The following is a 12,377-nucleotide window of genomic DNA, read 5'->3' as shown; positions in this document are numbered from 1 at the left end:
TAAAGGTGTATTAGTAAAAATGGGTCGTTGTACGTTTAAACTATTAACTACTTTGATGTTATTGGTTGTGAGCCAGATTGCGCTTGCACAAAATACGATTAATAGCGTACGTGTGTGGCCTTCACCTGACAGCACTCGTGTGGTCTTTGATTTAAACGATAAACCTGATTTCAGCTATTTCATGCTGAAAAATCCAGCTCGTTTAGTCATTGATTTAAAAAATACCGACAAACTAGATAGCTTGCCAGCTATTCCTAAAAAGCATCAGATTGTTTCAAAGCTGCGTTACTCAAAACCTAAAGACAGCAAAAGTGTGCGCTTTGTTTTTGAGTTAGCCCGTGCCAGCAAACCAGTGGTATTTGCTTTACTACCAACTGATCCATATAAACACCGCTTAGTGGTTGACCTTGTTGATAAAACACCGAAGGCAGAGCCTGTTGCTTCGACCAACACCAGTGTGAAAAAACGCGAACTCAATCAAGAGCGCGATATTGTTATTGCGATTGACGCAGGTCATGGTGGTGAAGACCCAGGTTCAATTGGTCCGTCAGGGACTTATGAAAAAGACATTACGCTACAAATAGCGAAGCGTTTAGAGCGAATGATAGATGCTGAAAAAGGCATGATTTCGCGTATGGTGCGTCGCAGTGACTACTTTGTAAATTTAAACACCCGTACTAGCATCGCCCGTAAGAAAAAAGCTGACTTCTTTGTGTCGATTCATGCGGATGCCTTTACTAGTCCACAACCAAACGGTGCCTCAGTGTGGGTGCTATCACTGCGCCGTGCAAATTCAGAAATTGGTAAATGGATTGAGGATAAAGAAAAACACTCGGAGCTTTTAGGTGGTGCAGCTGGGGTATTAAAAGATACCGCAAGCGAAAAATATTTAGCGCAAGCACTGCTAGATATGTCGATGGATCACTCGATGAAAACAGGCTTTAGTGTCGCAGAAGAAGTGGTTAGCGAATTACGAAAAGTGGCTAAAATGCATAAAAAACGCCCACAAGCGGCGAGCCTTGCAGTATTAAAGTCACCTGATATTCCGTCTATTTTGGTTGAAACAGGGTTTATCTCGAATCCACGCGAAGAGCGAATGCTAAAAACGGCGCAGCATCAGGAGCGCTTAGCAAAAGCAATTTTCACCTCGATTAAAAATTACTATATGCAAAACCCGCCAGATGACTCGCTATTCGCTAAGTTAAAGTCGCAGTTTCCGACTAAACACAAAGTTCGCCCTGGTGAGTCGTTAAGTATTTTAGCAAGCAGATATAACACCTCTGTGAGTAAGCTAAAAACGGCCAACAACTTAAAATCAAATACCTTATTTATTGGTCAAGAGCTTGATATTCCTCAAAGCTAGTCAATTTTCGTGTTAGGAACACTATGAGTATAGAAATACTACCCGCGCGATTGGCTAACCAAATTGCTGCGGGTGAAGTGGTTGAACGCCCAGCATCCGTTGTTAAAGAGCTGGTAGAAAACAGTTTAGATGCTGGCGCAACGCGCATTCAAATAGATATTGAACGTGGTGGTCATAAGCTTATTCGCATTCGCGATAATGGCTCTGGCATTAATAAAGATGAATTAACATTAGCCTTGTCGCGCCATGCTACGAGTAAGCTTAAGTCACTCGATGACCTAGAGAACATCTGTTCACTTGGCTTTCGTGGTGAAGCGTTAGCATCAATTAGTTCTGTTTCTCGCTTAACCTTAAGCTCAAAGCCAAAGCAGCAAGAGGCTGCATGGCAAGCGTTTGCTGAAGGTCGCGATATGGCGGTGCAGATTAAGCCAACCGCACACCCTGATGGCACCACCATTGAGGTGAAAGACTTATTCTTTAATACCCCTGCGCGCCGTAAATTCCTTCGCACCGAGAAAACCGAGTTTTCACATATTGATGAGCTCATAAAGCGTATTGTGCTGAGTCGTTTTGATGTCTCTATCACCCTGACTCATAATGGCAAAGTTGTGCGCCAATACCGTGCTAAACCAAACCCTGAGCAAGCAATAGCGCGTGTCGCTCAAGTTGCTGGCAAAGCATTTAGTGAGCAGGGGCTGCATATTCAATCAGGTGAAGCTGGTTTGATGCTGCGCGGTTGGGTATTACCCGTGGGCTCAACGAATAGCACGCAATATACCTATGTGAATAATCGCATGATGCGCGATAAACTCATTCTGCATGCAATTCGCCAAGCCTTTGAAGAAGTCGCAGGCTCTGAAGAGCTGCCCGGTTTTGTCATTTATATTGATATTGACCCACGTCAGGTCGATGTAAACGTGCACCCAGCAAAACATGAAGTGCGTTTTCATCAAGGCCGTTTAGTGCATGACTTTATCCTACAGGCAATAAAACAAGTGGTGGTGCCGCTTCAGCACGAAGCTGGTTTTACAGAGCATAATGACACTGCTTTTCAGCATGCTCCGTTTGATGAGGCGCACTCAAGCAGCACACAGCCAAGTTTTACTCAATCAGCGCCAACAGAGCAGTATGATTACCCTAAATCTGAATTACAGCCGACACGTTCAGCGAGTTATTCTGGGGCAACTGGAGCAGGTCGCTCTGGCGGTGGTTTTAGTAGTGACAGCCAAGGTCGCAGTAAAACATCGCACCAAGATGTCAATGCATTTTATCAAGGGATCAGCGAGCAACATGCTGCGCATTTTGACCAAGTACGCCCTGAACCAAGTGTTACAGCACCGGTTGTAGAGCAAGCAAAACTTGCCAAGCTTATTCATGTACGAGATGGCGAGTGCGTATTTAGTGAAGACAACCAACTCTTTGCTGCGCACTTTAAGCATGCATTAGCACTCGACTGGCAAGCGCACGTAGAGCAAGCAGGTAGCCTTGATGGCAAAGCCTTGTTGTTACCTGTGCGAGTAAATGCAAGTGCTGATGATATTAGTGCTTTAAATGCTCAGCAGTCGTGGTTTACCTTACTTGGTTTTGATTTAGTCATTGAAAAACAGTTTGTGATGGTGAAAAAGCTTCCGCCTTGTGTCTATTTACTTGATGTAAGTGATGCTATTGAGCGACTTATTGCTGGCTGTAAAGCCTCACCAAGTTCACTCGATGAATGGTTAGCTTGGTTAGCTCAGCAAATCCCAGCACGCTATTACGCAAGCCAAGCCTTTTTGGAGCAAGTGGCTCGGTTAGAAAATAATCCACAAACTATGCAACGTTTACGTCAAAAAGCAGTTAAAATAGAACTATCTCAGTTTTTAAACTAAGCAAGGTATTTAGGCTTGAATAACTTACCCGTCATTTTTTTAATGGGACCAACCGCTGCAGGGAAAACAGATTTAGCAATTTCGCTGTGTGAGCATTTAAACACAGAAATAATCAGTGTTGATTCAGCATTAGTCTATAAAGATATGGACATCGGCACCGCAAAACCAAATGCCGAAGAGCTTGCTCGTGCGCCGCACCACTTGATCGATATTATCGACCCAGCAGATAGTTATTCAGTGGCAGATTTTCGCCGTGATGCAATTGAAAAGATTGATCTATTTCATCAGCAAGGTAAAGTACCTGTATTGGTTGGCGGTACAATGATGTATTTTAAGTCGCTTATTGATGGCTTATCACCGCTACCAGAGGCATCACCTGAAGTACGTGCTGAACTCGAAAAGGAAGCAAAGCAGTTTGGCTGGCCACATTTGCATAAAGAGCTTGTGAAAATCGATCCAGATGCAGCGAAAAAAATGAGCGAAAATGATTCGCAAAGAATTAATCGTGCATTAGAAGTGTATCGTATTACAGGCAAAACAATGACTGAGCTGCAAAAACAAAAGCAGCCTGAGCTTCCTTATACTTTCCATCAATTTGCCATTGCACCTGATGATCGCAGTGAATTACATCAGCGAATTGAGAAAAGGTTTAAAATAATGCTCGATCAGGGGTTTGAAAATGAAGTTTCATCCCTATATAAACGTAATGATTTACACCCAGACCTGCCTTCGATTCGTTGTGTGGGTTATAGACAAATGTGGGATTACATTGCTGGCGAAATTGACTATGATGAAATGGTCTTTCGTGGTATTGCAGCCACACGGCAGTTAGCCAAGCGACAACTCACTTGGTTAAGAGGTTGGCCTGAAGTAACTTGGTTGACCACGGGTGATGAAGAAAACTTGCAACGTGTAGTAAGTTCGCTAAGCTAGTAGTAGCTGGAAGTTTTTTAGCTTTGTTAAATTAGTTCAGCTACTTAATTATAATAACACCTAGAACGAAGGAAAATAACATGGCAAAAGGCCAGTCGTTACAAGACCCATTTTTAAATGCGTTACGTCGTGAGCGCATTCCAGTATCAATCTTTTTGGTTAATGGCATTAAATTGCAGGGTAAAATCCAGTCATTTGACCAATTTGTTATTTTACTTGAAAACACCGTAAATCAAATGGTGTATAAACACGCTATTTCAACTGTTGTTCCAGCGCGTTCTGTTAACTTCCAAGGCGTTCAAGGAAGTGATGATTCAGAAGAGCAAGAATCTGGAAATTTTTAAACTTAGGAGCGTAATGCTTGTTTGACCGTTATGAAGCCGGCGAACAGGCAGTTTTAGTTCATATCGACTTACCTAAAGAGGGGGATCGCGAAGATCTTCACGAATTAGAGTTGTTGGTATCTTCTGCTGGTGTTAGTAGTTTGGCGATTGTGCAAGGCAGTCGTCAAGCACCACATCCGAAACTTTTCGTCGGGACCGGAAAAGCAGAAGAAATCGCTGAAACTGTCAAAATCCACAATGCAGATGTCATCATTTTCAACCATCAACTTAGCCCGTCACAGGAACGCAATTTAGAAAGCGTTTGCCAGTGCCGCGTTCTTGATCGTACGAGTTTGATCTTAGATATTTTTGCGCAGCGAGCGCGTACTCACGAAGGTAAACTTCAGGTTGAGTTAGCTCAGTTACGCCACATTTCTACTCGCTTGATCCGTGGTTGGACCCACCTTGAAAGACAAAAAGGCGGGATAGGTTTACGTGGTCCGGGTGAAACCCAGCTCGAAACCGATAGACGATTACTGCGCGCAAGAATTAAAAACATTCGTGCCCGTTTAGATAAAGTTGCTGTTCAACGTGAGCAGGGACGACGTGCGCGTACGCGAAATGAAATTCCAACTGTGTCACTGGTAGGTTATACCAATGCGGGTAAATCAACGTTATTTAACCGTATTACAGACTCAGATGTGTATGCTGCTGACCAGCTATTCGCAACCCTAGATCCAACCTTACGTAAGTTGGATATCGGCGATATAGGTCCAATTATTTTAGCTGATACGGTAGGTTTTATTCGTCACTTACCACACGACCTTGTTGCAGCATTTAAAGCAACCTTAACAGAAACCCGTGAAGCTGATTTACAGCTACATGTTATCGATGTGGCAGACCCTCGTCGAAAAGAAAATATTGAGCAAGTACAGTCTGTTTTAAAAGAAATAGAAGCAGATGAAGTGCCGCAATTATTGGTTTATAACAAAATTGATGCGCTAGATGACGTTGCGCCACGTATAGATAGAAACGACGAAGGTCAACCGGTACGAGTCTGGTTGTCGGCGCGCACTGGCGTTGGTTGTGAACTGCTAAGTGAGGCAATTAATGAGTTACTTGCCAAAAAGATGTTTGCTGATGAGCTAAAATTACCACCACAACATGGTCGTATTCGCGCAGCATTATTCAACTTAAATGCAGTTCATCAAGAGTGTTTTGATGAGCAAGGAAACTGGTTATTATCGGTACGCTTGCCAATGGCAGAATGGAATCGCTTGAAAAAAGAGATGGGACAAGACCTCGACTCTTTCGTAGTGACTGATTAAAAATCACCAGCATTTGTCTTTTTTAGTATGAGAAATGCTGTAGATTTGATAGATTTAACCTAATTCATTTAGATAACAATGGAGTATAGCTATGGCCTGGAATGAACCGGGTAATAATGGCAATGATAAAGATCCGTGGAATAATAAAGGCGGAAAAGATCAAGGCCCACCTGATTTAGACGAGGTAATGCGTAAGTTCGGCAACAAGTTTGGCGGTTTATTTGGTGGTAATAAGCCAGGTAAAAACGGCGGTGGACTTGGTGGCGCAGGCATTTCTTTCATCCTTATTATTGCCATCATTGTATGGGCACTAAGTGGTATTTACACGGTAAAAGAAGCTGAGCGCGGTATTGTTTTACAATTTGGGCAATACGATCGCATTGCAGAACCTGGCTTACGTTGGAAAATGACCTTCATTGAACGCGTGATCCCTGTTGATATCGAAGCGGTACGCTCGTTATCTGCTAAAGGTTTTATGCTTACCGAAGACGAAAACGTGGTAAATGTAGAGTTTGAAGTACAGTACCGTGTTATCGACCCACATCTTTACAAGTTCAGCGTTACTGATGCTGACCACAGCTTACAACAAGCACTTGATAGTGCATTACGTTATGTAATTGGTCATGTAAAAATGGACCAAGTACTTACAACAGGTCGTGAGTTAGTGCGTCAACAAACGTGGGATGAGCTTAACAAAATCATCGAGCCATATAATCTAGGTATTATTGTAAGCGATGTGAACTTTAAAGATTCACGTCCGCCGGGTGAAGTAAAAGACGCGTTTGATGACGCTATTGCTGCACAAGAAGATGAAGAGCGTTTCATCCGTGAAGCAGAAGCCTATGCTCGTGAAATTGAACCTCGTGCCCGTGGTCAAGTTACTCGTATGACGCAAGAAGCAGAAGCGTACCGTGAACGTATTACATTAGAAGCACAAGGTGAGGTAGCACGTTTTGAAAAGCTATTACCTGAGTACCAAGCTGCTAAAGAGGTAACTCGTAAGCGTCTTTACATCGATGCGATGGAAGAAGTGCTAGGTAACAGCTCTAAAGTGTTAGTTGATGTTGAAGGTGGTAATAACATGATGTATTTACCGCTTGATAAAATCATGGAAAAGCAAGGTACAGCAACACGTGTTGCATTACCAAGCTCAAGTGATATCAAAGACCTTCGCAATAAAATAAACACGTCGCGTAACAGCACGGTAAATTCAAGCAATGACCGTTTCGCAACTGACCGTTTTAATGAGGGGAGATAAGCAAGATGAAAAATTTTAGTTTAGTAATACTTGCCATTGCTATTGTGCTGTCTTTCTCTTCAATTTTTGTTGTGCAAGAAGGCGAGAAGGCAATCGTACTGTTATTCAGCAAAGTTGAAAAAGACAGTGACGACAAGGCTGTAGTATACGGCCCAGGTTTACACCTAAAAGTGCCTTTCTTTAGCCAAGTACGTCGTTTAGATGCACGTATTCAAACGCTAGATGGTGCACCTGACCGTTTCGTAACAAGTGAGAAAAAAGACTTAATCGTTGATTCTTACGTTAAGTGGCGCATTAATGACTTTAGTGCATTCTACCTGCGTGCCCGTGGTGATAAGCAATACGCTGAAACACTACTTAAGCAAAAGGTGAACAACGGTCTGCGTACTAATTTCGGTTCTCGTACTATCAGAGAGATCGTTTCTGGTGAGCGTAGTGAGTTGATGGAAGAAGCATTAGTTCAAGCGTCTGAAAGTGCACAAGAGCTAGGTATTGAAGTACTTGATGTACGCGTTAAGCAAATTAACTTACCACAAGAAGTGAGTAGTTCAATCTTCCAACGTATGCGTGCTGAGCGTACTGCGGTTGCAAAAGAGCACCGTTCTGAAGGTCAAGAGAAAGCTGAAACAATTCGTGCAGAAGTCGACCGCCGTGTAACAGTAATGCTTGCAGACGCTGAGCGTAATGCGCGTACTGTTCGTGGTCAAGGTGATGCCGATGCAGCCGCTATCTATGCTAACGCTTATAACAAAGACGCTGAGTTCTTCGGTTTTGTGCGTAGCCTAGAAGCTTACAAAAACACCTTTAAAAATAAGCAAGACGTGATGGTGATTTCACCTGATAGCGACTTCTTTAATTATATGAAAGGTACAAAAGCACAGTAATTAATATTTGTGTGATAAAAAGCCCTGCTTTATGTAGGGCTTTTTTGTTTTTGCGTGTGATTAATTTTTATCCTTAACTATTTTATAAACCCCTGTTCTGCATGTAGTTGTTTAAGTAATTAAGAAGGTAAAAATTCATGCGCAGAAAAAATAAGCTAAACGGGGTGATCTTTCACCTCGTTTTCTGATAAAATCTCGTCCTAATTTTTTCTAAGTGAATTTGCAATGGGTAAAAACGTTGTTGTACTAGGCACCCAATGGGGTGACGAAGGTAAGGGTAAGGTAGTTGACCTCCTTACAGACAAAGCATCTTTAGTAGTTCGTTATCAAGGTGGCCATAACGCAGGCCATACTCTGGTAATCAACGGTGAAAAGACGGTTTTACACCTTATTCCATCGGGTGTATTACGTGACAATGTTAAGTGTGTGATCGGTAACGGTGTTGTTTTATCACCAGAAGCATTAATGAAAGAAATCGGCATGCTAGAAGAGCGTGGCGTACCAGTACGTGAGCGCTTATTAATCAGCGAAGCATGTCCATTAATTTTACCTTTCCACATTGCATTAGATTTAGCCCGTGAAAAAGCACGTGGCGATAAGCCAATTGGTACTACAGGTCGTGGTATCGGTCCAGCTTATGAAGATAAAGTAGCACGTCGTGGTTTACGTGTAGGTGACTTATTCAACCCTGAACAGTTTGCTAGCAAGCTTAAAGAAGTATTGGAATACCATAACTTCACATTAGAGCATTACTACAAAGCTGAACCAGTTGATTTCCAAAAGACATTTGACGATGCAATGGCTATCGCAGATATCTTAAAAGCAATGGTTGTTGATGTTACTGAGCTTCTTGATCAAACGCGTTTAGCGGGCGACAACATCTTATTTGAAGGTGCGCAAGGTACATTACTTGATATCGACCACGGTACTTACCCGTACGTAACATCATCAAACACTACAGCTGGTGGTGTAGCAACAGGTGCTGGTTTTGGTCCATTACACCTTGATTACGTGCTAGGTATTATTAAAGCTTACACTACACGTGTAGGTTCTGGTCCATTCCCTACAGAGCTTTACGACGGTCTTGATAAACAAGATCCAGTTGGTAAGCACTTAGGTGACAAAGGCCATGAGTTCGGTGCAACGACAGGTCGTTTACGCCGTACAGGTTGGTTAGATGCAGTGGCAATGCGCCGCGCAGTGCAAATCAACAGCATCTCAGGTTTCTGTTTAACTAAACTAGACGTTTTAGATGGTTTAGAAACATTAAAAATCTGTACTGGTTACCAGTTAGAAGATGGCACAGTAACGAACGTTACACCATTAGCAGCTGAAGGTTACGAGAAAGTAACACCAGTATACGAAGAGATGCCAGGCTGGTCAGAAAACACAGTAGGTGCTACGTCAGTTGATCAATTACCGCAAGCGGCACTTGATTACATCAAACGTATTGAAGAAATCACTGGCGTTCCAGTTGATATCATCTCTACTGGCCCAGACCGTGTAGAAACTATGGTATTACGCAGCCCGTTTGCATAATCGTCATAGTGACTGAAAAAAAGAAGCTGCCTCGGCAGCTTTTTTTGTGCCCGAAATTCACTCTGGAATGATAATTGTATATTATTTTCTAAGACTGACTTTATTTAAGTGATTTTGATGCGTGTTTTATTGCCTTTAACATTACTCTTCTCAAGCCTAAGCATGGCTGAAGAGCCTATAACAGCTGTGCCTCTGTACACAGAGAGCGAGTTAATTGGCTTGATCAATAAAAATGCACACCTAGCACGTGTAAAGGCAGATGATTGCCAGTTAGTGCAAGATATCGAAGCGCGAGCCAATAAAATGGCACTGCCATCGTATCAGTTCTTGTATGGCGATATGCTAGCTTATGCTGTGTGTGTAGACCGTAATGTAGAGTTAGGGGTCTATTACATGCGTCAGGCTGCTCAACAAGGGCTAGGCGCGGCATTAGAGCAACTTGGTCGCTACTACGATGTAGGCCAGTTAGTGCAGCAAGATAAAGCGATGGCGGTAACCTATTTACGAGAAGCATCAGCCCAAGGCAACTTAAAGGCACAAATGCGACTGGTTAACCTATTTAATCAAGGTTATGGCAGCCCACGCGATTATGAAGATGCCTACCGTTGGTTATTTCATTCAATGGTTGCCGATAAAGCAACTCACAAGAAAGTCGAAAATTTACTCGCTAAGCTTGCCGAAAAAATGCCAGACAGCGTCGTTGCACGCGCCCGTTTACCTATGTAGGTAAATATAAATACATATAAAAAAGGCCAGCTAATGCTGGCCTTTTTTTATTTCTCTTCTTTATTTTCTTTTAGTTTGCCGTTATTCGGGTCTTTTAGCACCGATAGTTTAGGCGGTTGAAGTGCCACAATACGTTCACCTACTTGTGGAGGTTTTTCCATATTTGTAGTGAACGGGCGAATTTTAATAGGTGAATCGTCATCATCACTTTTCTCACCATTTAAAATAAACAGCGGGATAGCTTCGCTATTAACGTCTTTGTATTGCTCCCAACTAAACTCTTCAGAAATACGTGTTGCACTGACCTTGCCGCCTTTGGCAATTAAGCTACTTAAGCGCGCATAAGCGCCATTGTCGCCAAACAGAATTTGTCGCGATAAGAAGGTCGCACTGTCTTTATTTGCTTTAGCGTGGTTGGTTGAAGAACGCAGTGAAAATACATCTTTTTCGTCAAGTAAATGCGAGAAATACTGCACGCCTAATGCGTTGTGGTGACGGTTAGGCGAAAGCGCGAGTACGCTACGAATCGTCGTTAACGGTAAATAACGCTCAGCATGCTCTGACTGCGGATTACCATAGTAACAAGGTAAGCCATCCATGCGTGCCATTTTGCAGTTCTCCCATGCAGGATCAGATAAGTGCACGGGAATGTTTTGATCTTTTAAGCCGCAAGCAATGGCACGGGCCACATGGTTTGCACCAATAATCAAAATGGTATTTGGCGCTGGCTGACGTACTTTTAATAACTTTGCTAATGGCGTTGCTGTCAGGCTTTGCAGTACCACGGTCACGATGATCACCGTGAAGATAAGTGGCACAATTTTCTCTGCATCGGCAATGCCAGCTTCCACCATACTTAACGCAAATACTGAACCAACCGCCGCTGCAACAATACCCCTTGGCGCAATCCAAGCCAGAACTAAGCGAGACTTAAGTGGTAAATCGGTTTTAAAAGTCGATATTGCGATACACGCAGGACGGGCTACGAATAACACGATGGCTAAGAAAATAAACACATCGCTATGTAACATCATTAAGTCTGATAACTGTAGGCGGGCAGCAAGTAAGATGAATAACGATGAAATCAAGATCATCGAAAGGTCTTCTTTAAACTCAAGTACAGAGTCAATTTCAAGTTCGTCTTGGTTGGCAAGCCAAATACCAAACACGGTAACAGCGAGTAGGCCAGATTCATGGCTTAGGTGGTTTGAAACCGTAAAACTAATGAGTACTAAGGCAAGAATACCAAACTTGTGTAACTCAAACGGCAGCCATTCTCTACGAATAAGCAGCGTTGTAAGCCAGCCTGCAACCACACCAATGGTTAAACCTACACCGAGAGTTTTAAATAACGCGATAATAGTATGGCTTAGTACTTCGCCTTGGCCTACCAGCATAACAGCTTCAAATACCAATACAGCAAACAAGGCACCAATAGGGTCTATTACGATGCCTTCCCAACGTAAAATACGGTCTATGTCTTGGTTTGGTCTCATAGAGTTTAATAGCGGTGCAATAACCGTAGGGCCAGTAACAACAAGTACCGCACCAAGTACAGCGGCAACACGCCAATTAAGTTCTAAAATCCAATAGGCACTTAGGCTTATTACTAAGCAAGTTGTGATCATGCCTATTGAACAAAGGTTACGAACTACCTTGCCAATCCCTTTGAGTTCTCGAAAGTGCAGAGTGAGTGAACCTTCGAATAAAATCACGGCCACACTTAAAGAAACCACTGGGAATAATAAATCTCCCAACAGTGCATCTGGTTCTAACACGCCACTAAAAGGCCCGAGAATTAAACCTGTTAGTAGTAAAAATAAAATAGCCGGTACACGAAACGCCCAAGCTATCCATTGTGCCAATACTGAGCACAAGGCGATCCCTGCTATAAAAATTGCTGACATAGAATGAATTATCCTTTAGTTACTACAATTTAAAATGCCAACGCCTTAGATAATCGCGTCATTAGTTGCTGACATTATTAAAATAATGCTTGCCTATTAAAGCCTACTCACCGTCATGGATACAAGCAAACTCGTTGCTTCAAATACGATTTTAGTCGTTATTAATACTTTTTGGGTGTGTTTATGAAATTAAACCCTGCTAGGCTCGTTAAAAATTATTACACAATAAAATTGCACGCCTAAGGTAC

The 12,377-nt window shown here is 42.6% G+C and carries 10 protein-coding genes; 9 read left to right on the top strand and 1 reads right to left on the bottom strand.

All coding sequences use genetic code 11. The features are described 5' to 3' along the window. Window positions 1–55 precede the first annotated feature (55 nt). The 9 genes from AADY36_RS15375 to AADY36_RS15335 all read left to right on the top strand — a co-directional run bounded on the left by AADY36_RS15375 (window position 56) and on the right by AADY36_RS15335 (window position 10,222). Complete coding sequence (locus AADY36_RS15375) at window positions 56–1,363, top strand: N-acetylmuramoyl-L-alanine amidase (protein WP_235576240.1); 1,308 nt, start codon at window positions 56–58, stop codon at window positions 1,361–1,363. 23 nt (window positions 1,364–1,386) lie between these two features. Continuing rightward, the gene (gene mutL, locus AADY36_RS15370; RefSeq protein ID WP_342409191.1) at window positions 1,387–3,231 is read left to right on the top strand and encodes a DNA mismatch repair endonuclease MutL; all 1,845 of its coding nucleotides are present in this window, start codon (window positions 1,387–1,389) and stop codon (window positions 3,229–3,231) included. 15 nt (window positions 3,232–3,246) lie between these two features. Next, entirely contained in the window at window positions 3,247–4,164 is a 918-nt protein-coding gene (gene miaA, locus AADY36_RS15365) for a tRNA (adenosine(37)-N6)-dimethylallyltransferase MiaA (RefSeq protein WP_082401722.1), read from the top strand. Window positions 4,165–4,244: 80 nt separating this feature from the next. Next, entirely contained in the window at window positions 4,245–4,508 is a 264-nt protein-coding gene (gene hfq / locus AADY36_RS15360) for an RNA chaperone Hfq (protein ID WP_054552435.1), read from the top strand. A gap of 17 nt (window positions 4,509–4,525) precedes the next feature. Then, on the top strand, window positions 4,526–5,815 hold the full coding sequence (gene hflX / locus AADY36_RS15355) for a ribosome rescue GTPase HflX (protein ID WP_054563491.1): 1,290 nt from the start codon (window positions 4,526–4,528) through the stop codon (window positions 5,813–5,815). Window positions 5,816–5,906: 91 nt separating this feature from the next. Next, window positions 5,907–7,073 (top strand): FtsH protease activity modulator HflK, encoded by a 1,167-nt coding sequence (gene hflK / locus AADY36_RS15350; RefSeq protein WP_054563492.1) that lies wholly within the window; start codon window positions 5,907–5,909, stop codon window positions 7,071–7,073. A 5-nt stretch (window positions 7,074–7,078) separates the two neighbouring features. Then, a complete protein-coding gene (hflC, locus tag AADY36_RS15345; protein WP_054563493.1) occupies window positions 7,079–7,957 on the top strand; it encodes a protease modulator HflC in 879 nt (292 codons plus the stop codon). Between the two features lie 225 nt (window positions 7,958–8,182). After that, window positions 8,183–9,496: an adenylosuccinate synthase gene (locus tag AADY36_RS15340; protein ID WP_054552439.1), complete on the top strand. Its 1,314-nt coding sequence runs from the start codon at window positions 8,183–8,185 to the stop codon at window positions 9,494–9,496. Between the two features lie 117 nt (window positions 9,497–9,613). Continuing rightward, complete coding sequence (locus AADY36_RS15335) at window positions 9,614–10,222, top strand: tetratricopeptide repeat protein (RefSeq protein ID WP_054563494.1); 609 nt, start codon at window positions 9,614–9,616, stop codon at window positions 10,220–10,222. A gap of 47 nt (window positions 10,223–10,269) precedes the next feature. Here AADY36_RS15335 and AADY36_RS15330 read toward each other — a convergent pair whose 3' ends face one another. Further along, window positions 10,270–12,129: a cation:proton antiporter gene (locus tag AADY36_RS15330; protein WP_054563495.1), complete on the bottom strand. Its 1,860-nt coding sequence runs from the start codon at window positions 12,127–12,129 to the stop codon at window positions 10,270–10,272. Window positions 12,130–12,377: the final 248 nt, after the last annotated feature.

The organism is Pseudoalteromonas sp. D15MCD-2 (genome assembly GCF_038562745.1).
Classification (GTDB): Bacteria; Pseudomonadota; Gammaproteobacteria; order Enterobacterales; family Alteromonadaceae; genus Pseudoalteromonas.
Note: the sequence above shows the minus strand (reverse complement) of the source record. Positions and strands in the feature narration are given on the sequence as shown.

Coding starts and splice junctions, on each gene's coding strand:
- AADY36_RS15375 (WP_235576240.1), top strand. CDS start 56: ATGTTATTGGTTGTGAGCCAGATTGCGCTTGCACAAAATACGATTAAT.
- mutL (WP_342409191.1), top strand. CDS start 1,387: ATGAGTATAGAAATACTACCCGCGCGATTGGCTAACCAAATTGCTGCG.
- hfq (WP_054552435.1), top strand. CDS start 4,245: ATGGCAAAAGGCCAGTCGTTACAAGACCCATTTTTAAATGCGTTACGT.
- hflK (WP_054563492.1), top strand. CDS start 5,907: ATGGCCTGGAATGAACCGGGTAATAATGGCAATGATAAAGATCCGTGG.
- hflC (WP_054563493.1), top strand. CDS start 7,079: ATGAAAAATTTTAGTTTAGTAATACTTGCCATTGCTATTGTGCTGTCT.
- AADY36_RS15340 (WP_054552439.1), top strand. CDS start 8,183: ATGGGTAAAAACGTTGTTGTACTAGGCACCCAATGGGGTGACGAAGGT.
- AADY36_RS15335 (WP_054563494.1), top strand. CDS start 9,614: ATGCGTGTTTTATTGCCTTTAACATTACTCTTCTCAAGCCTAAGCATG.
- AADY36_RS15330 (WP_054563495.1), bottom strand. CDS start 12,129: ATGTCAGCAATTTTTATAGCAGGGATCGCCTTGTGCTCAGTATTGGCA.